The sequence below is a fragment of the Streptomyces sp. JB150 genome, assembly GCF_011193355.1.
Taxonomy (GTDB): domain Bacteria; phylum Actinomycetota; class Actinomycetes; order Streptomycetales; family Streptomycetaceae; genus Streptomyces.
On record NZ_CP049780.1, the window covers coordinates 3230284 to 3249001 of the forward strand.

Genomic DNA, 18718 nt, shown 5'->3' on the forward strand with positions numbered 1-18718 from the left:
GGTGGCTACATCTCCTCGGTGACGTAACTGCGAAGCCAGGACCGGAAGTCCGGGCCCAGGTCCTCACGTTCGCACGCGAGTCTGACAATGGCACGCAGGTAGTCGCCGCGGTCGCCGGTGTCATAGCGGCGGCCCTGGAAGACGACGCCGTGCACGGGGCCGCCGGCCTTCTCGTCCTGGGCGAGCTGCTGGAGGGCGTCGGTCAGCTGGATCTCGCCGCCGCGGCCGGGTTCGGTCGTGCGCAGTATGCCGAAGATGCCCGGGTCGAGGACGTAGCGGCCGATGATGGCGTAGTTGGACGGGGCGTCGGCCGCGTCCGGCTTCTCGACCAGGCCGGTCACCTTGACGACGTCGCCGTCCGTGGTGGCCTCGACGGCGGCGCAGCCGTAGAGGTGGATCTGCTCGGGCGCGACCTCCATGAGCGCGACGACGCTGCCGCCGTGCCGCTCCTGGACGTCGATCATCCGCTGGAGCAGGGGGTCGCGCGGGTCGATCAGGTCGTCGCCGAGGAGGACGGCGAAGGGCTCGTCGCCGACGTGCGGGGCGGCGCACAGGACGGCGTGGCCGAGGCCCCTGGGGTCGCCCTGGCGGACGTAGTGCATCGTGGCGAGGTCGCTTGACTCCTGCACCTTGGCGAGCCGTTCGGCGTCGCCCTTCTTCTCGAGCGCGGACTCCAGCTCGTAGTTGCGGTCGAAGTGGTCCTCAAGCGGGCGCTTGTTGCGCCCTGTGATCATGAGGACGTCGTCGAGGCCCGCCGCGACGGCCTCCTCGACCACGTACTGGATCGCCGGCTTGTCCACGACCGGCAGCATCTCCTTGGGAGTGGCCTTGGTGGCCGGCAGGAACCGGGTGCCGAGGCCTGCTGCGGGAATGACAGCCTTGCTGATCCTGGGGTGCGACTGAGTCATGCCCGACACCATATCCGGTGCCTTTGTGCGGAATCGGAGGCTCCGGTTACTAGACGCTCATATGAGCACATTGAAAGCGTACGGGAGTGACAGGTGGGCCACAGCGGACCTTCGAGCGAGCCTGACAAGCGCGCGTTGCGGCGCCGGCTCATCGCGGTGAGGAACAGGTTGACGGCCGGTGACGTGCGGGAATCGGAGGCGGCTCTGGCCCGGCGGGCACTGGAGCTGCCCGAGCTGGCACACGCGCGCACGGTGGCGGCCTATGTGTCCGTCGGGAGTGAACCGGGGACGCGCGCGCTGCTCGACGCGCTGCGCGCGCGGGGCGTGCGCGTCCTTCTTCCGGTCCTGTTGCCCGACAACGACCTGGACTGGGGCGTGTACGCCGGTCAGGACTCCCTGGCCCGCGTCCGGCACGGCGGGAAGATGGCGCTCCTCGAGCCCGTCGGCGAGCGCCTCGGCGCGGACGCGGTGACCGCCGCCGACGCCGTGCTGCTGCCGGGGCTCGCGGTCGACGCGCGCGGGATGCGGCTGGGACGCGGCGGCGGCTCCTACGACCGGGTCCTGGCCCGGCTGGAACGCGCGGGCGCGCGTCCGGCGCTGGTGGTGCTGCTGTACGACGCGGAGGTCGTCGAGCGGGTCCCGCGGGAGCAGCACGACCGGCCCGTGCACGCGGTGGTGACCCCGTCCGGGGTGCGCCGGTTCTGACACGGCGAAGGGCCCTCCACGCGCGCGTGGAGGGCCCTTCGCATCGGGGTCAGCCGCTCACGGCTTCAGGACCAGCGTGTCGGTCGTGTTCTTGTCGACCGCCTTCTCGGAGAAGGACCACGGCAGCAGTTCGCCCTTGGTCCACTTGTCCGTCTGGTCCGTGTAGTGGGCGCTGTAGGCGTGCCCGGAGGCGCCGGTGAGGTTGATCCACCGGGACTTGTCGAGGTCGCCGAGGTTGACCACCATCCGCATCGACGGCACCCAGACGACGCCGTAGCCGCCGGCGGCGTTCCAGCCGGTGGCGTTGACCGCCGCCTCGCCGCCGCTGAGCTTCCAGGGGCCGCGGTTGAGCGCGTACCGCAGGAAGCCGGGGCCCTCGGTGCCGAGGGTCTGGTTCTTCAGGAACAGGCGGTGCAGCCGGCCCCAGCTCCAGCTGTCGATGTCCTTGCCGAGCTTGGCGGTCAGCTCCCAGCGGGCGTCGATCATCGCGCGCTTGAACAGCTCGTCGCGGTTGTCGGCGCCGGGGCGGGTGAAGTTCTCGGGCGCCGTCCACCAGTCGCTGTCCGGGTCGTTCATCAGCGTGCGGACCACCTCGAACCAGCGGTCGCCCCCGTCGGGCTGGGCCTCGTCGGCGTCGCGCTGGCCGCACTCGCGCACCCGGCGGTCGTCGTCCACGGGTCCGGTGGTGTCGACCGGCTCCACCCACAGGCACTGGCCCTTGACCCGCAGCTCCTTGGGCAGCTTGTTGCCGAAGGCGAGCTTGAGGACGTTGCGCCAGACGGCGTTGAAGTAGGCGGCCGCGGCCGAGTCGGCGTCCTGGGTGTAGTCCCAGCCCTCCAGCAGCTTCTGCGCCTCGCGGACGTCCTTGTCGCCGACGTCGATCTTCAACAGCTGCGGCACGAGCAGTTTGGCCATCTCACTGCTGTTGTCCGTCTGCATCTGGCGCATGTCCTCGGTGGACACCTTGCCGCCGCCCTTGATCTTCGACTCGATCAGGTCGGTGATCCGCTGGCTGCGGGTGCCGTAACCCCAGTCCGTGGTGAGGGTGTACGGGTAGTCCTCGCCGACCACGGCCTGGTTGGCGGCGACGATGTAGCCGCGCTCCGGGTCGTACTCGTAGGGCAGTTCGTCCTGCTCGACGTAACCGGTCCAGCGGTACTTCGCGTCCCAGCCGGGCGCCGGGACGGAGCCGTCGTGCCCCTTGGCGCGCACGGGGATCCGGCCGGGCAGGGTGTAGCCGATGTGGTTGCGGGTGTCGGCGTAGACGAGGTTCTGCGAGGGCACCTCGAACAGGGCCGCCGCCGCGCGGAAGTCGTCCCAGCCGGCCGCCTTGTCCATCGCGAAGACGGCGTCCATGGTCCGGCCCGGGTCGAGCGCGGTCCAGCGCAGCGCGATGGCGTAGCCGTCGCCGCGGTCCGGGGCGGCGGTGTCGACGGTGGCCTTCTTGCCGACCTTGACCAGTTCCTCGGCGCGGTCGGACAGCAGGGGGCCGTTGTTGGTCTCCCGGACGACGATCTTCTTCGGTTCGCCGCCGGCGACCTCGATGGTCTCCTCGCGGGTCTTGAAGGGGACGACCTTGCCGTCGTAGAGGTAGCCGTCGCCGGTCAGCTTCTGCAGGTAGAGGTCGGTGGCGTCGATACCGGAGTTGGTCAGGCCCCAGGCGATGTCCTTGTTGTGGCCGATGATCACACCGGGCATACCGGCGAAGGTGTAGCCGGAGACGTCGAACTGGCACGTGGCGGACACCGCGCGGCAGTGCAGGCCCATCTGGTACCAGACGGACGGCAGCGACGGCGACAGGTGCGGGTCGTTGGCGAGCAGCGGCTTGCCGGTGATGGTGTGGGCGCCGCCCACGACCCAGGAGTTGGAGCCGATGCCGTTGCCGTTGACGCCGACGGCCGCGGGCAGGTCCTCCATGACCTCCTGGAGGCCCGCGAGCTGGGTCTGGAGCGCGTCCGCGCCGGTGCCGGTCCCCGTGCCGGTGCCGGTGCCCGCGGAGGTCCCGGCGGACGATCCCGCGGTGCCGCCCGCCGACGCGCCCGCCGTGCCGGCGGCACCCGCGGTGCCGGTCCCGGTTCCTGTCCCGGTGCCGGTCCCGGCCGGCGTGCCCGAGCCGCCGCCCTGTTCGAACGTCTGCGTGAGCTCGTTGTACTGGCCCTCCTGCACGACGGCCCGGTTGCGGTCGTAGGGGTACTCCGGGTACAGGTCGGCGATCTGCTTCGGGCCCAGGCGGCTGGTCATGAGGGCGCGGTCGATCTCGTCCTTCATGTTGCCGCGCAGGTCCCAGGCCATCGCCTTCAGCCACGCGACCGAGTCGACCGGGGTCCACTCCTCGGGCTTGTAGTCGTTGCTGAAGCCGAGGGCGGCGTACTCCAGGGAGATCTCCTCGGCCGCCTTGCCCTTCAGGTAGGCGTTGACTCCCTTGGCGTACGCCTGGAGGTACTTCTTGGTGGAGGCCGACAGCTTGGTGTCGTACTCCTCCTTCGCGATCCGGTCCCAGCCGAGGGTGCGCAGGAACTCGTCGTTGTCGACCTGGCTCTTGCCGAACATCTCCGACAGGCGCCCGGCGGTCATGTGCCGGCGCACGTCCATCTCGTAGAACCGGTCCTGCGCCTGGACGTAGCCCTGCGCCATGAACAGGTCCTCGTCGGAGGAGGCGTAGATCTGCGGGATGCCGTACTCATCCCGCTTCACGTCGACGGGTCCGGAAAGTCCGTCGAGCGTGAGTGAACCCTTGGTCTGCGGGAAGGAGGCCCGGACGGTGCTGACGGTCCAGTACGCCCCGTAGGCCACGCCACCGATGATGGCCAGCACCAGCACGAGCACGATCAGACGGGCTTTGCGCCCCTTCTTCCTGCCGGACTTGCCGGGCTTCTGACCCGTTGAGGCGGTGGTGTTGGGGGGCATCGCTGTCCTTGCTGTCCTAACGCGAGCGGCAGGTCGGGCTGTGACTATGAAAGAGCGCTGGAGCAACCATAGGCGCAGGGCCTGCTCCGGCTTGACGCGGAGTCGGGAACCAGCGCGGACGGACGTTCGATCTTGCCTCGGCGAACGTCAAGAAAGCGTCAAGAGTTAGGTAACGTAACGAAGTAGTTGGTGCGAAGTGTGCGCACTTCGTGTCGGATTTGTACGAGCGTTCACGCGCGCGGGAGGCACGCGGGGACCAGGGAAGGGAACGGCCGCTGACTGTCCACCACCTCAACCAGCTCCTGCTCGTCTGCTCGGTCGTCCTGCTCGTCGCCGTCGCCGCGGTCCGGATCTCCTCGCGCAGCGGGCTCCCCAGCCTGCTCGTGTACCTGGGCATCGGCGTCCTCATGGGCCAGGACGGCATCGGCGACATCCACTTCGACAACGCCGAACTGACCCAGGTCATCGGATACGCGGCCCTCGTCGTGATCCTCGCCGAGGGCGGTCTGGGCACGAAGTGGAAGGAGATCAGGCCGGCCCTGCCGGCCGCCTCCGCGCTGGCGCTGGTCGGGGTCGCGGTGAGCGTCGGGGTCACCGCGACGGCGGCCCACCATCTCATCGGCCTCGAATGGCGCCAGGCCCTCATCATCGGGGCCGTCGTCTCCTCGACCGACGCGGCCGCCGTCTTCTCGGTGCTGCGGAAAATACCCCTCCCCGCGCGCGTGACCGGCACCCTGGAGGCCGAGTCCGGCTTCAACGACGCCCCGGTCGTCATCCTCGTGGTCGCCTTCTCCACCGCCGGGCCGATCGAACACTGGTACGTCCTGGTGGGGAAGATAGCGCTGGAGCTGGCCATCGGCGCCGCCGTCGGCCTCGCGGTGGGCTGGCTCGGCTCCTGGGGCCTGAGGCACGTGGCGCTGCCCGCCTCCGGCCTCTACCCCATCGCCGTGATGGCCATCGCGGTCGCGGCGTACGCGGCGGGCGCGCTGGCGCACGGCAGCGGCTTCCTCGCCGTCTACCTCGCCGCCATGGTGATGGGCAACGCCCGGCTGCCGCACTGGCCGGCCACGCGCGGGTTCGCCGACGGCCTGGGCTGGCTCGCCCAGATCGGCATGTTCGTCCTGCTCGGCCTGCTGGTCACCCCGTCGGAGCTGGGCGACGACGTCGTGCCCGCGCTGCTCATCGGCCTGGTGCTGACCATGGTGGCCCGCCCGCTGAGCGTGGTGGCCTGCCTGACGCCGTTCCGGGTGCCGTGGCAGGAGCAGAGCCTGATGTCGTGGGCCGGGCTGCGCGGCGCCGTGCCCATCATCCTGGCGACGATCCCCATGGTGAACGGGGTCGAGGGCAGCCGCCGCATCTTCAACATCGTCTTCATCCTGGTCGTGGTCTACACCCTCGTGCAGGGGCCGACGCTGCCCTGGCTCGCCCGCAAGCTGCACCTCGGCGACCGCTCCGAGGCCGCCGACCTCGGCATCGAGTCGGCGCCCCTGGAGCGGCTGCGCGGCCATCTGCTGTCCGTCGCCATCCCCGAGGGGTCGCGCATGCACGGCGTCGAGGTGCACGAGCTGCGGCTGCCGGCCGGCTCCGCGGTCACCCTCGTCGTCCGGGAGGGGAAGTCGTTCGTGCCGCTCCCCTCGACGGTGCTGCGGCGCGGGGACGAACTGCTGGTCGTCGCCACGGACCCGGTCCGCGACGCCGCCGAGCGGCGCCTGCGCGCGGTGGGCCGCGGCGGCAAGCTGGCGGGCTGGCTGGGGACGAGCGGGGACGAGAGTTAGACGCCTGCGCGGCCGCCGTTCACGGGCAGCCGCGCAGACGGCTGTTCACAGGCGGGGGCGTGGACAGTGCTCGTTTTCACAGGTGCGACGCGCGTAGACCTCTGTATCATGAAGGCCATCCAGACCTGATCGAACCAACTCTGCCTGACGCAGAGCTGGCGCGACCGTATGGCGGCCGGCCCGCTCCCCTCAGTGAGCGCCGGTATCTACCGCAGTTCCGCGCAAGAGGACAGCTCTCGGCGCTGCCCCGCCACCCCGGGGACGGTGCTACCAGGCGGCAGAAAGGCACGGGCCGTGGCGTCCACGGTCACCACCGAGCCGTCGAAGGACACGACGGCGACCTCCTCCCGCCCGGGATACGGGCAGCTGCTGCGCACCCGCGGCGCCTGGACGTTCCTGCTGCCCGGCTTCGCGGCCCGCCAGCCGTTCGCCATGCTCACCCTGTCCATCGTGCTGCTCGTGCAGCACACCACCGGCTCGTACGGCGCGGCCGGCGCCGCCGCCGCGGTCACCGGCGTCTCCATGGCCCTCTTCGCGCCCTACAGCGGGCGCCTCGCGGACCGCTTCGGCCAGCGGGCCGTCCTGATCCCCGGCGTGCTGGTGCACACCGTCTCCGGTCTCACCCTGACGGCGCTCGCCCTGGCGCACGCCCCCCTGTGGGCGCTGTTCGTGGCCGCCGTCCCCACCGGCGCCTCGGTGCCGCAGGTCGGCCCCATGGTGCGCGCCCGCTGGGGCGTCAAGCTGCAGGGCTCGCCGCTGATGACGACCGCGGCCGCCTTCGAGTCGGTCACCGACGAGCTGACCTTCGTCGTCGGCCCGCTGCTGGCCACCGCCCTGTGCACCGCCGTCGACCCGGCGGCGGGCCTGGTCACCGAGGCCGCGCTGACCCTGGTGGGCGGCCTGCTGTTCGCCGCGCAGAAGAGCACGCAGCCGGCCGTCACCGGCGGCGGGCACGCGCGCGTGGAGCACGCCTCCGCGCTGCGCGTCCCCGGTGTGCGCGTGCTGATCGTCGCCTTCCTCGGCATCGGTTCCGTCTTCGGCGGGATGCAGGTCTCGCTGGCCGCGTTCACCGAGTCGATCGGCGAGCCCGGCCTGAACGGCGTCCTGTACGGGATCTTCGCCGCGGGCAACATGCTCTCCGGGATCGCCTGCGGCGCCATCGCCTGGAAGGCCGCCCCGCAGCACCGCCTGGTCGTCGGCTACGCGGCGCTCGCGCTGGCCGCGTCCGGGCTGTGGGCCGCGCACTCGGTGCTCGTGCTGGCGGGCCTCGGCCTGCTGGTCGGCATGTGCATCGCGCCCGCGCTCATCACCGGCTACACGCTGGTCGAGGGACTGGTTCCGGCCGGGGCCCGCACCGAGGCCTTCACCTGGCTGACCGGCGCGGTCGCGCTCGGCCAGGCGGCCGCCGTCACGGTCGCCGGTCAGCTGGAGGACCGCTTCTGGGACGGCGCCGGATTCCTGGTCCCGATGGGCGGCACCATGCTCGCCCTGGCGACCGTGCTGGCGCTGCGCTCGCGGCTCGTGGCGCGGCCCGCCGGCCGGACCGTGGCGCGTGGCGTGGGTCACCGCTCGCCGGTGGCGGTGGACTGACGGGCCGGAATACGTCACTATGGATCGTCGTTAGCACTCATTGAGTGAGAGTGCCAGGAGGAAGACAGTGCCGACCTACCAGTACCAGTGCACCGAGTGCGGCGAGGGCCTCGAGGCGGTGCAGAAGTTCACCGACGACGCCCTGACCGAGTGCCCCAGCTGCCAGGGCCGCCTCAAGAAGGTGTTCTCGGCCGTCGGCATCGTCTTCAAGGGCTCCGGCTTCTACCGCAACGACAGCCGCGGCTCCTCGTCGAGCAGCTCGCCGGCGTCGTCGAACTCGTCGTCCTCTTCTTCGTCGTCCTCGTCGTCTTCGTCTTCCGACTCGAAGTCGTCGAGCTCCAGCACCTCCACCACGGGCACCGCCGCGTAAGTCCGGCGCTCCCGCGCAGCACCGGGTTTTCCCCGCGGGACGGCATACCGCGCGGGTCCGGTGGCTCCGCGAGAACCGGTGCCCGCGCGCGACTCGCTTCGGGAAGACCCCGCCGTCCCTGGGACGGCGGGGTCTTCCGCGTTCCCCGGCCGGTGTCTCCGTCCCCCCTCGGCGGCTACTGTGCTGGTCATGGCGAACGCAGAGATCGGTGTGATCGGCGGGTCCGGCTTCTACTCCTTCCTGGAGGACGTGACCGAGGTCCAGGTGGAAACCCCGTACGGGCCGCCCAGCGACTCCCTCTTCCTCGGCGAGATCGCCGGCCGGCGGGTGGCCTTCCTGCCCCGGCACGGGCGGGGCCACCATCTGCCGCCGCACCGGATCAACTACCGGGCCAACCTCTGGGCGCTGCGGTCGGTCGGGGCGCGCCAGATCCTCGGCCCGTGCGCCGTGGGCGGGCTGCGGCCCGAGTACGGGCCGGGCACGCTGCTCGTCCCCGACCAGCTGGTCGACCGTACGAAGGCGCGGGTCACGACGTACTTCGACGGGCTGCCGCTGCCGGACGGCACCGTGCCGAACGTGGTGCACGTGTCCCTGGCCGACCCCTACTGCCCCACCGGCCGGGCGGTGGCCCTGAAGGCGGCGCGCGGGCGGGACTGGGAGGCGGTGGACGGCGGCACGCTGGTCGTCGTGGAGGGGCCGCGCTTCTCCACCCGCGCCGAATCGTTGTGGCACCGGGCGCAGGGCTGGTCGGTGGTGGGCATGACCGGCCACCCGGAGGCAGCGCTCGCCCGTGAGCTGGAGCTCTGCTACACCTCCCTCACCCTGGTCACCGACCTGGACGCGGGCGCCGAGACCGGAGAGGGCGTCTCGCACGACGAGGTGCTGCGGGTGTTCGCGGCGAACGTGGACCGGCTGCGGGGGGTGCTGTTCGACGCGGTGGCCGCCCTGCCGGCGAACGCGGAGCGGGACTGCCTGTGCACGAGGGCGCTGGGCGGGATGGATCCGGGGTTCGCGCTGCCGTAGTTGCTGCGGTGGGCGGGCAGCGGTGGACGGGCAGCCGCCGGGGGCTCCCGCCGACGGGCGGAACGTCCCCTTCGGGTGACGGGTTTTTCCACAACCGGTCGGTAGTCCACCGGCCTCGGCGGGCGGCGGCGCGAAGCCTCATCGTGGGCTGCAACCGATCGCTCGTCGAAGGTGGTGGTCCCCGTGCCCTTCGCTCACTCGCCCGCCTCGTATCCGTCTCCGCATCCGCATCCGCATCCGCATCCACAGCCGTATCCGTGTCCGCCGTCTCCGGCCTCCGCCGCCGCGCCTGCTTCCCTGGCGCCCCGCCCGCCCGGCACGGATGTGCCCGCCACGTGCGAGGTGCCGCTGTTCGCTCCGGTGCGGGTGCGCGGCGGTCGTCACCGCCTGCGCCGGTTGGTACGGCACCGGCAGCGGGCGCTGGCCGCCGGGCTGGCCGTCACCGCGGCCGCGCTGCTGGCGGCCGGTGCGGCGCAGCCGCCGGGCGGGGACCGGGCCCGCGGTCACCCGGCGGCGGACCGGGCGGCGGGGCGGCCCGCCGCGGCGCGGGTGGCCGCCCCGGTGCGGATCGCGGACGCCGCGACGGTACGGCTGCTGCGGCCCGGCGACCGGGTCGACGTGATCGCCGCGCAGGAGTCGGCGGGCGGCGGCGCGGCACGGGTGGTGGCGCGCGGTGCGCGGGTGACCCGGGTGCCCGAGCCGCTGGACGCGCCCGGTGACGTCACGTCCGCCGGCGGCGGGGGCGCGCTGGTCGTGCTGTCGGTGGACCGGGCCACGGCCGCGCGTCTGGTGGGCGCGGGTGCGACGGCCCGGCTGGCGGTGACGCTGTGCTGAAGCGGGAGGTGACGGCGGGCTCGATGCGCGGGCCGCTGTCCCGCACCTCGTTCGAGTCACGGGATTGGACAGTCCGACCGCGCCGTGACGTAGGTTGCGGAGCGTTTGATTCCACAGCGTGTGTGTGCGAGGAGAGGCCCCGAGGTGAGCGAGAAGAAGGAATCCGGCGTCTGGCAGGGCTTCAAGGCCTTCCTGATGCGCGGGAACGTCGTCGATCTGGCAGTCGCGGTGGTCATCGGCGCCGCCTTCACCAACATCGTCAACTCGGTGGTGAAGGGCGTGATCAACCCGCTGGTCGGGGCGATCGGCACGAAGAACCTGGACAGCTACAGCTCCTGCCTCAAGGGCCCCTGCGAGATGGGGCGGGACGGGACCGTCACGAGCGGCGTCATGATCCTGTGGGGCTCGGTGCTCGGCGCGACGCTGAGCTTCCTGATCACCGCGGCGGTCGTCTACTTCCTGATGGTGCTGCCGATGGCGAAGTACCTGGCGCGGCAGGAGGCCCGCAGGCAGGCCCGCGAGGGCACGAAGGAGATCGTCGAGGTGACCGAGCTGGAGGTGCTGAAGGAGATCCGCGACGCGCTGGTCGCCCAGCGGGGTCCGGACCGCACCGTGTCCTGAGGGGGTCCCCCTCCCCAGCTGCTCAGAGGTGGTGCGGCGGCTTCTCGTCGAGGAAGCGCTTCAGGTCGTCCGCGAAGTCGCCGCCCTGCCGTTCGCCCCAGCCCCGGTCCGTGTCGTCGGAGGACTGCTCGTCCAGCGGGTCGTCGAAGATCAGCGCGGGCTTGGGGTCGCGCGGCTCGGGGGCGGAGGCGGTGCTCATGCCCCCAGGGTACGGCCCGGGGGCGGGGCCGTGTCGGGCGCGCGGCCGTGGGTGTTCCTCGTGATGGTGGTCGCGGAGCTGAGTGTGCCGGTCCTCGCGGAGAAGGACTTCCCGACGTCCTGGTACCCGCACCACATAGCCGAGCGGTACGGGCTGTTCACCATCATCGTGCTGGGCGAGACGGTCGCGGCGGCGACGGTGGCCGTGAAGTCGGGGGTGGACGACAGCGACGCCCTGGGCGAGCTGCTGCCGATCGCGGCGGGCGGCCTGCTGATCGTGTTCTCCGCGTGGTGGATCTACTTCGTGGTGCCCGCCCACGGCCGGCTGCGCTCCAATAACAGGCGTTCCTGTGGGGGTACGGTCACTACGCGATCTTCGCCTCGGCGGCCGCGATCGGCGCGGGCCTGGAGGTGGCGGTCGAGCAGGCGGCCGGCACGGCGCGCGTCTCCCCGCTGTCCGCCTCCGCCGCGGTGACCCTGCCGACGGCGCTCTATCTGCTGTCCGTGTGGGCGCTGCACTCCGGGTACTTCAAGGCGGGCATCGCCCAGCAGGCGGTGCTGCCGGTGACCGCCCTGCTCGTCATCTGCTGCAGTTTCCTGGGGCAGTGGTCGGTCCTCGCGGCCGGTGCCGTGGCGGCTTCGGCGGTGGCGACCGGGGAGACGCTGGCGGCGCGCCGGGCCGCTCGGGGGAGCGCGCCGCGGCAGCCCGCGCCGACGGGCTGAACACGGCCGGGGATCGGGGCGCTGTCCGTTCGCCGCGGCGGGCCAGACTGGGCCCATGACTGTTGACGCTCTGACGGACGTGGCGGGCCTGCGGGTGGGACACGCGACGCGCACCGGCGACGGATGGCTCACCGGCACCACCGTCGTCCTCGCGCCGGAGGGCGGCGCCGTCGCCGCCGTGGACGTACGCGGCGGCGGCCCCGGCACCAAGGAGACCGACGCGCTCGACCCGCGCAACGTGGTGCAGCGGGTGGAGGCGGTCGTGCTGACCGGCGGCAGCGCCTACGGGCTGGACGCGGCGTCCGGGGTGATGTCCTGGCTGGAGGAGCGTGGCCGCGGGGTGCGGGTGGGACCGGACCCGGCGCACGTGGTGCCGGTCGTGCCCGCCGCGTGCGTCTTCGACCTGGGCCGCGGCGGCGACTTCCGGGCCCGGCCGGACGCGGCGGCCGGCCGGGAGGCCGTCGAGGCGGCCGCGGCCGAGGGGCTGGGCGCGCCGGTGCGGGAGGGGTCCGTGGGCGCCGGCACGGGTGCCGTGGTCGGGGTGCTCAAGGGCGGGGTCGGCACCGCGAGCGTCGTGCTCGGCTCGGGGATCACGGTGGCCGCGCTGGTGGTGGCGAACGCGGCGGGCTCGGTGACGGATCCGGAGACCGGCGTGCTGTACGGGGAGTTGTTCCAGGGGCGCGTGGACTACCCCGAGGCACGGGTGCACGAGGCCGCGCGGCGGCGCATCGCCGAGGCGGAGGCGAGGAACGCCCCGCCGCCGCTCAACACCACGCTGGCGGTGGTCGCCACCGACGCCGCCCTGACCAAGGCACAGGCGCAGAAGCTGGCCGGCACGGCGCACGACGGTATCGCGCGCGCCGTACGGCCCGTGCACCAGCTCAACGACGGGGACACGGTCTTCGCGCTGGCGACGGGAGCGCGGGCGCTCGACGCCGAACGTCCGCTCGCGCTCAACGAGATCCTGGCCGCGGGCGCGGACACGGTGACGCGCGCGATCGTGCGGGCGGTGCGCGCCGCGGCGCCGGTGGAGGGTCCGGGCGGGGCGTGGCCGTCCTACGAGGAGCTGTACGGAAGCCGTTGGAGTTGACGGGGGGACAGGCGGGAGCGCCGAGGCGTCGCGGACGGGTCCGCCCCGTTGGCTCCACCGGGGCACAAGGTGCCTGTGAGCAGCGGATTTTGACCGTTCGCCGGGTGCGGCGGGAATCTTTGCGGCGACTCGGCCGTTTTCCCCGCGTACGTTTTCTCGGTTCCCGGACACGATGTCCGACCGAGGGGCTACGGTATGCACCCACAAGGTGACATGCAGCAACGCCGGGAGAAACCTTGAGCGTTCCGTACGAGACCGCAGCGTACGAACCACACGAGTCGCCCGAGTCTCCGGAGGAGCATCTCGCGCGACTGCTCGGCCGCGCCCTCAACTCGTTCGAGCTGCCCGACGAGACGCTAGGGCGCCTGGACGGTGCGCTGGCGCACGACAGTTCGCTGCACTCGGCGCATCACAGCGCGGGGCTGCACCGCGAGACGTACCGGCACACCTGGCTGCTCGCCGACGGATCGGCGCTCACGCTGTGGGAACTCGTGCACAACACCGCGCGCGGGCGCGCGGCGCAGCACGAGGTGTATGTCGACGAAGAAGAGCTGCGGGCAGCGACGATGCGGCTGCCGCTGCCGTCGCAGGCGCCGGACTTCGAGCTGCCGGTGCTGGTGCAGCCGTCGCCGGTGCCCGGGCCGCGGCACGCGTATGTGCCGGACGACTCCGCGGACCACGCGCGCCGGCTGCTGCGCCGCGCGGAGAACCCGGACCGGCCGGACGCGGAGACGGCCGCGCTGCTGAGGAGCGCGTGCGCGCACCAGATCACCCAGGCCTTCGGACGTCCCTGCCGCGCGGGCCGCGCCGGACTGGGATTCTCCCTCTACGAGCACGCGTTCCTGCTGCGTGACGGCACAGAGATTTCCCTGTGGGAGGTCGAGCACACGGCCACGCCCGACGGGCGTCACATGTGCGAGGTGTACGCCTCGGAGGAGGCGGCCCGGGAGGCGATGGAACGACGGGCCGCGCAGCTGTCGTAGTGAGGGCCGGGCCGGTGTCGTCGCGGGGCCGGGCCGGGGCGGGGCGTAGCGGGAGCCGGGCCGGGGTCGTGGCGCGGCCCGTTCGATCTCTTGGCGAGGGACCGGTCGATCTCGTGGCAGGGGGCGTGGTCAGTGTTCGTCGCCGAGGCGGCGGACGAGGACCGCGAAGGCGGCTTCCTCCGCGGGGGTGAGGCGTACGGACTCCCGGTGCGGGCCGTTCTCGCGCTGGCGGGGCAGCGCGCCGAGAGGGCGTGCGCCGGTGCGCGCGGCGGCCCACGCGCCGGTGCCCACGGCGGTCCCGGGGCGGCCGCGGCGCAGCAGGCGGGCGAGGACCATCACCCAGATCACGGCCGCCGCGGCGAGGACGGCGACGCCCGCCCACTGGAGGATCGAGACGTGCTCAGGCATGTGTCCTATGTGCCCCAGTAGACACCACGGTCCGGGACTTCCGCCCCGGACCGTGATCTATCTCGCAAACCCGCCCAAGGCGGCGCTGCGTCGGGCGGTTACGCGGCCACCGGCTGCCTGGGCTCGGCCGCCGGGGCGGCCGGGCCGTCGGCGGCCGGGGCGGTCTCGGTGCCGGGGGCCGGCCTGCGCAGGCCCTTCAGGAGGATGACCAGGCCGGCGGTGACGGCCGTACCGGCGGCGATGGCGAGCAGGTAGAGGAACGGCTTGCCGATGAGGAAGGTGACCCAGACACCGCCGTGCGGGGCGCGCAGGGTCGAGCCGAACGTCATGGCCAGGGCGCCGGTGACCGCGCCGCCCGCCATGGAGGCGGGGATGACCCGCAGCGGGTCGGCGGCGGCGAACGGGATGGCGCCCTCGGAGATGAAGGAGGCGCCGAGGACCCAGGCCGCCTTGCCGTTCTCGCGCTCGGCCGGGGTGAACAGCTTCCGGCGCAGGGTGGTGGCCAGGGCCATGCCCAGCGGCGGGACCATGCCGGCGGCCATCACCGCGGCCATGATCTTCATCGCGGAGTCGCTGGGCGCGGCGACGGAGATGCCGGCCGTGGCGAAGGTGTAGGCCACCTTGTTGATGGGGCCGCCGAGGTCGAAGCACATCATCAGGCCGAGCAGGACGCCGAGGAGGACGGCGTTGGCGCCGGAGAGGCCCTCCAGCCAGTCGGTCATCGCCTTCTGGGCCTCGGCGATCGGCTTGCCGATCACGACGAGCATCAGGAAGCCGACGACCATCGAGGAGAGCAGCGGGATCACGACCACCGGCATGATGCCGCGCAGCACCGGCGGGATGGTGACCTTCTGGATCGCCATCACCACGCCACCGGCGATCAGACCGGCCGCGAGGCCGCCGAGGAAACCGGCGTTGATGTCGAAGGCGATCATGCCGCCGACGAATCCGGGCACCAGGCCCGGCCGGTCCGCCATTCCGTAGGCGATGTAACCGGCGAGCACGGGGATCAGGAACTCGAACGCCACGGCACCGATCTGGAACAGCAGGGCGCCCCAGCTGTCGGCCTGGCCCCAGTCGAAGACCTCCGTGACCGGCTTGGCCTCGTTGATCCGGTAGCCGCCGATCGCGAAGCCGAGGGCGATGAGCAGGCCGCCGGCCGCGACGAACGGGACCATGTAACTGACGCCCGACATCAGCCACTTGCGCAGCTTGGTGCCGTAGCCCTCGCCGGGCTCGCCCGCGCGCTCCACGGGGGTGCCGCCGGGCCGTCCCGAGGCGGGCGTGACCTCGCCGCGGGCGGCCTTCTCGCGCACCTCGGCGATCAGGGCGGCGGGGCGGTTGATGGCCGCCTTCACGCCGGTGTCGACGGTCGGCTTCCCGGCGAACCGTTCCTTCTCCCGTACGGCGACGTCGTGGGCGAGGATGACGCCGTCCGCGGCGGCGATGACGGCCGGGTCGAGCCGGGTGAAGCCCGCCGATCCCTGGGTCTCGACGACGACGTCGACGCCCGCCTCGCGGCCCGCGTTCTCCAGGGCCTCGGCGGCCATGTAGGTGTGCGCGATGCCGGTGGGGCAGGAAGTGACGGCGACGATACGGAAGGGGCGCCCGGCGCCCCCGTCGGCGCCCGCGTTCACGTCGGCGGCGTCTCCAGCGGTGCCGGCGGCGGCGGTCTCCGTGGCCGGGGTGGAGGTCGGGGTGGTGGTGTCCGTGGCGGCGTCGGTGGAGGCCGCCACCGACGCCGCCACGGAGTCTTCGGCGCCGTCCTCGGCCGCGGTCGTGAACGGGGCTGCGGTCGTGGCCGTGGTCGGGCCCGTGGCCGTGGTCGGGGTCGTGGACGGGCCCGTGGCCGTGGCCGGGGGCTCGTCTCCGCGGATGAGCGCCGCGGCCCGCGCCGGGTCGCCGACCGCGCGCAGGGCGTCGGTGAACTCGCTGTTCATCAGCTGCCGGGCGAGCGACGACAGGATCGTCAGATGGGCGTCGTCGGCGCCGGCGGGGGCGGCGATCAGGAAGATCAGGTCGGCCGGTCCGTCCGCGGCGCCGAAGTCGATGCCGGCGGCGCTGCGCCCGAAGGCGAGCGTCGGTTCGGTGACATGGGCGCTGCGGCAGTGCGGGATGCCGATGCCGCCGTCGAGCCCGGTCGGCATCTGCGCCTCGCGCGCGGCCACGTCGGCGAGGAAGCCGTCCAGGTCGGTCACCCGGCCCAGGGCGGCCATGCGCTGGGCGAGGGCGCGCGAGGCGGCTTCCTTGGTGTCGGCGGACAGGTCGAGGTCGACCAGGTCCGCGGTGATCATGTCGCTCATCGCGGGCTCCTTAGCTCGCGTATCGCCCGGGGAGTGAGGTGGGCGGGAGAGGGGACGGGGGTGCGGTGGGGGGACGCGGGGGCGGGGGCCGTACGGGTCGAGGGGATCCGTCGGCGGGCGGAGGCGGGGCCGGGCAAACCTCGCCTCCGGGCGGGGGCGGACTCACCGGAGTCACCGGGGCCGAAACGGGGGTCATCGGGGCCGCCGGAGTCACGGGGGTGGGGGGCCCGCCCGTGGGGCGCGGCGAGTAAGGGGGAGCCTCGCCGTTCCACGGCGGCCGGGCGGTGCGGTGGCGCGGGCGTCATGACACCGCCTCCCTCAGTACGCGGTCCATCGGCACGTCCGCCGTGACCGAGACCGCCGCCGGGTCCAGGTCGGCCGGGGCCGGCATGACGCTGCCGGGGAGTCGGACGGCGGCGGCGCCGTGGGCGACGGCGGAGGCGAGGGCGTCGGGGCCGCTGCCGCCGGCGATGAGGAAGCCGGCGAGGGAGGCGTCACCGGCGCCGACGTTGCTGCGTACGGCGTCCACGCGGGCGCTGCCGAACCAGGTGCCCGCGTCGTCCACGAGCAGCTGGCCGTCGGCGCCCAGGCTCGCGAGGACGGCGCGGGCGCCGCGCTCGCGCAGCTCCTCGGCGGCCTTGACCGCGTCGCCCACCGTGGCCAGCGGACGTCCGACGGCTTCCGCCAGTTCCTCGGCGTTGGGCTTCACCACGTCGGGCCGGGCGGGCAGCGCCTCCAGCAGCGCGCGCCCGGAGGTGTCCAGCGCGATCCGCGCGCCCCCGGCGTGCGCCCGGGCGACCACATCGGCGTACCAGGAGGGCGCGAGGCCGCGCGGCAGGCTGCCGCAGCAGGCGATCCAGTCCGCGTCGCGCGAGTGCTCGCGCACGGTCTCCAGGAGCAGTTCCTGCTCGGCCGCCCGCAGTTCGGGGCCCGGCGCGTTGATCTTGGTCAGGACGCCGTCGGACTCCGCGAGCGCGATGTTGGAGCGGGTGGCGCCCTTGATCGGTACCGGCGCCACCTCGATGCCCTGCGCGTCGAGCAGATCCGCGACGAGTGCGCCCGGCGCACCACCGAGGGGCAGTACCGCCACCGTGCGCCGTCCGGCGGCCGCGACGGCGCGCGAGACGTTGACGCCCTTGCCGCCGGGGTCCGTGCGCTCGGTCTCGGCGCGGATGACTTCGCCGCGCTTGAGGGCCTGCACCTCGTAGGTGCGGTCGAGGGACGGGTTGGGGGTGACGGTGAGGATCATGCGCGCACTACTTCCGTGCCGCCGCGCTCGATGGCGGCGGCGTCTTCGTTGCTCAGCCCGCTGTCGGTGATCAGCAGGTCCACGTCGCTCAGGTCGCCGAAGCGGGCGAAGTGCTCCTCGCCGTGCTTGGAGGAGTCGGCGAGCAGCACGACCCGGCGGGCCGCGGCCATCGCCGCCCGCTTCACCGCGGCCTCGGCGAGGTCGGGGGTGGTCAGACCGTGGCCGGCGGAGAAGCCGTTGGCGGCGACGAAGAGGACGTCGGCGCGGATCTCGCCGTACGCCCGCAGCGCCCAGGCGTCGACGGCGGCGCGCGTGCGGTGCCGTACGCGCCCTCCGACGAGGTGGAGCTGGATGCCGGGGTGGTCGGCGAGGCGGGCGGCGATGGGCAGGCTGTGCGTGACGACGGTGAGGGAGGTCTCCAGCGGGATCGCCGCGGCCAGCCGGGCCACCGTCGTGCCGGCGTCGAGGATCATGGTGCCCTCGGCGGGCAGTTCCGCGAGGGCGGCCTTGGCGATCCGGTCCTTCTCGTCCGCCGCCGTGGACTCGCGTTCGGCGAGGTCGGGCTCGAAGTCGAGGCGCCCGACGGGGATCGCACCGCCGTGCACGCGGCGCACCAGGCCGGCGCGGTCGAGGGCCTTCAGATCGCGGCGGATGGTCTCCGCCGTCACCTGGAACTCCTCGGCCAGCGACACCACGTCCACCCGGCCGCCGTCGCGGGCGAGCCGGAGGATCTCCTGCTGCCGCTCCGGTGCGTACATGTCCGTTCGCCTCCGAGTGTGCCCGAACGTGTGGTTTCAAGGCGAGGCTACGACGGGTTTTCCGAAATGTAAACAGGTTCGGGTACGGGTCCGGGCATAAACGGGCATGACCGGGCGTGCCCCGAAGCCTGCGAGGCATGGTGAGGGCCCGGGCCTCCCTGCGTGGCGAGGCTCGGCCTCCTGCATGGCGAGGAACGGCCTCCCTGCATGGCGAGGGCCCGGCCTCCACTGCCAGGAGGCCGGGCCCTTCGTCCGGAGCATCAGGAGACATCA

At 72.9% G+C, this 18718-nt stretch carries 16 protein-coding genes and 1 pseudogene; 10 read left to right on the forward strand and 7 right to left on the reverse strand.

Going from position 1 to position 18718, the window contains the following annotated elements:
• Nucleotides 1-5: 5 nt before the first annotated feature.
• Nucleotides 6-908: a UTP--glucose-1-phosphate uridylyltransferase GalU gene (gene galU, locus G7Z13_RS15110; protein ID WP_165999659.1), complete on the reverse strand. Its 903-nt coding sequence runs from the start codon at nucleotides 906-908 to the stop codon at nucleotides 6-8.
• Between the two features lie 93 nt (nucleotides 909-1001).
• Here galU and G7Z13_RS15115 point away from each other — a divergent pair, with 93 nt between their 5' ends.
• Entirely contained in the window at nucleotides 1002-1613 is a 612-nt protein-coding gene (locus G7Z13_RS15115) for a 5-formyltetrahydrofolate cyclo-ligase (RefSeq protein ID WP_165999661.1), read from the forward strand.
• A 57-nt stretch (nucleotides 1614-1670) separates the two neighbouring features.
• Here the strand turns inward: G7Z13_RS15115 and G7Z13_RS15120 are convergent, their stop codons facing one another.
• Nucleotides 1671-4520 carry a penicillin acylase family protein gene (locus G7Z13_RS15120; RefSeq protein ID WP_165999663.1) on the reverse strand — a complete coding sequence of 950 codons (2850 nt, stop codon included), beginning with the start codon at nucleotides 4518-4520 and terminating at the stop codon, nucleotides 1671-1673.
• Between the two features lie 218 nt (nucleotides 4521-4738).
• Here G7Z13_RS15120 and G7Z13_RS15125 point away from each other — a divergent pair, with 218 nt between their 5' ends.
• The 6 genes from G7Z13_RS15125 (at nucleotide 4739) to mscL (ending at nucleotide 10733) form a co-directional block, all read left to right on the forward strand.
• On the forward strand, nucleotides 4739-6295 hold the full coding sequence (locus G7Z13_RS15125; RefSeq protein WP_166004967.1) for a potassium/proton antiporter: 1557 nt from the start codon (nucleotides 4739-4741) through the stop codon (nucleotides 6293-6295).
• 294 nt (nucleotides 6296-6589) lie between these two features.
• On the forward strand, nucleotides 6590-7885 hold the full coding sequence (locus G7Z13_RS15130; RefSeq protein WP_165999666.1) for an MFS transporter: 1296 nt from the start codon (nucleotides 6590-6592) through the stop codon (nucleotides 7883-7885).
• A gap of 67 nt (nucleotides 7886-7952) precedes the next feature.
• Nucleotides 7953-8255: an FmdB family zinc ribbon protein gene (locus tag G7Z13_RS15135; protein ID WP_165999667.1), complete on the forward strand. Its 303-nt coding sequence runs from the start codon at nucleotides 7953-7955 to the stop codon at nucleotides 8253-8255.
• Between the two features lie 189 nt (nucleotides 8256-8444).
• A complete protein-coding gene (locus G7Z13_RS15140; protein ID WP_165999669.1) occupies nucleotides 8445-9278 on the forward strand; it encodes an S-methyl-5'-thioadenosine phosphorylase in 834 nt (277 codons plus the stop codon).
• Between the two features lie 324 nt (nucleotides 9279-9602).
• The gene (locus tag G7Z13_RS15145) at nucleotides 9603-10112 is read left to right on the forward strand and encodes an RcpC/CpaB family pilus assembly protein (RefSeq protein WP_346767991.1); all 510 of its coding nucleotides are present in this window, start codon (nucleotides 9603-9605) and stop codon (nucleotides 10110-10112) included.
• Nucleotides 10113-10256: 144 nt separating this feature from the next.
• The gene (gene mscL, locus G7Z13_RS15150; protein WP_165999671.1) at nucleotides 10257-10733 is read left to right on the forward strand and encodes a large conductance mechanosensitive channel protein MscL; all 477 of its coding nucleotides are present in this window, start codon (nucleotides 10257-10259) and stop codon (nucleotides 10731-10733) included.
• 22 nt (nucleotides 10734-10755) lie between these two features.
• Here the strand turns inward: mscL and G7Z13_RS15155 are convergent, their stop codons facing one another.
• Nucleotides 10756-10932 carry a hypothetical protein gene (locus tag G7Z13_RS15155; RefSeq protein ID WP_165999673.1) on the reverse strand — a complete coding sequence of 59 codons (177 nt, stop codon included), beginning with the start codon at nucleotides 10930-10932 and terminating at the stop codon, nucleotides 10756-10758.
• Nucleotides 10933-10971: 39 nt separating this feature from the next.
• Between G7Z13_RS15155 and G7Z13_RS15160 the strand changes: the two are divergent.
• From G7Z13_RS15160 to G7Z13_RS15170, 3 genes and pseudogenes are all read left to right on the forward strand, one after another.
• Nucleotides 10972-11654: pseudogene (locus tag G7Z13_RS15160) on the forward strand (low temperature requirement protein A); the annotation flags it as partial.
• A gap of 55 nt (nucleotides 11655-11709) precedes the next feature.
• Nucleotides 11710-12744: a P1 family peptidase gene (locus G7Z13_RS15165; protein WP_165999675.1), complete on the forward strand. Its 1035-nt coding sequence runs from the start codon at nucleotides 11710-11712 to the stop codon at nucleotides 12742-12744.
• Between the two features lie 236 nt (nucleotides 12745-12980).
• Complete coding sequence (locus G7Z13_RS15170) at nucleotides 12981-13727, forward strand: DUF6227 family protein (RefSeq protein ID WP_165999677.1); 747 nt, start codon at nucleotides 12981-12983, stop codon at nucleotides 13725-13727.
• 129 nt (nucleotides 13728-13856) lie between these two features.
• Here G7Z13_RS15170 and G7Z13_RS15175 read toward each other — a convergent pair whose 3' ends face one another.
• The 4 genes from G7Z13_RS15175 to G7Z13_RS15190 form a co-directional block, all read right to left on the reverse strand.
• On the reverse strand, nucleotides 13857-14135 hold the full coding sequence (locus tag G7Z13_RS15175; RefSeq protein WP_165999678.1) for a hypothetical protein: 279 nt from the start codon (nucleotides 14133-14135) through the stop codon (nucleotides 13857-13859).
• Between the two features lie 98 nt (nucleotides 14136-14233).
• Nucleotides 14234-16438, reverse strand: a complete 2205-nt coding sequence (locus tag G7Z13_RS15180; protein ID WP_165999680.1) for a fructose-specific PTS transporter subunit EIIC — start codon at nucleotides 16436-16438, stop codon at nucleotides 14234-14236.
• A 301-nt stretch (nucleotides 16439-16739) separates the two neighbouring features.
• Nucleotides 16740-17687, reverse strand: coding sequence for a 1-phosphofructokinase (pfkB, locus tag G7Z13_RS15185; protein ID WP_165999682.1), 948 nt, complete (start codon nucleotides 17685-17687; stop codon nucleotides 16740-16742).
• Complete coding sequence (locus tag G7Z13_RS15190) at nucleotides 17684-18445, reverse strand: DeoR/GlpR family DNA-binding transcription regulator (RefSeq protein ID WP_165999684.1); 762 nt, start codon at nucleotides 18443-18445, stop codon at nucleotides 17684-17686. Before G7Z13_RS15190 ends, pfkB begins: the two co-directional genes overlap by 4 nt.
• Nucleotides 18446-18718: the final 273 nt, after the last annotated feature.

Excerpts from the sequence above, each read along its gene's own strand:
- galU (WP_165999659.1), bottom strand. The coding sequence starts at position 908 with ATGACTCAGTCGCACCCCAGGATCAGCAAGGCTGTCATTCCCGCAGCA.
- G7Z13_RS15120 (WP_165999663.1), bottom strand. The coding sequence starts at position 4,520 with ATGCCCCCCAACACCACCGCCTCAACGGGTCAGAAGCCCGGCAAGTCC.
- G7Z13_RS15140 (WP_165999669.1), top strand. The coding sequence starts at position 8,445 with ATGGCGAACGCAGAGATCGGTGTGATCGGCGGGTCCGGCTTCTACTCC.
- G7Z13_RS15155 (WP_165999673.1), bottom strand. The coding sequence starts at position 10,932 with ATGAGCACCGCCTCCGCCCCCGAGCCGCGCGACCCCAAGCCCGCGCTG.
- G7Z13_RS15165 (WP_165999675.1), top strand. The coding sequence starts at position 11,710 with ATGACTGTTGACGCTCTGACGGACGTGGCGGGCCTGCGGGTGGGACAC.
- G7Z13_RS15175 (WP_165999678.1), bottom strand. The coding sequence starts at position 14,135 with ATGCCTGAGCACGTCTCGATCCTCCAGTGGGCGGGCGTCGCCGTCCTC.
- G7Z13_RS15180 (WP_165999680.1), bottom strand. The coding sequence starts at position 16,438 with ATGAGCGACATGATCACCGCGGACCTGGTCGACCTCGACCTGTCCGCC.
- pfkB (WP_165999682.1), bottom strand. The coding sequence starts at position 17,687 with ATGATCCTCACCGTCACCCCCAACCCGTCCCTCGACCGCACCTACGAG.
- G7Z13_RS15190 (WP_165999684.1), bottom strand. The coding sequence starts at position 18,445 with ATGTACGCACCGGAGCGGCAGCAGGAGATCCTCCGGCTCGCCCGCGAC.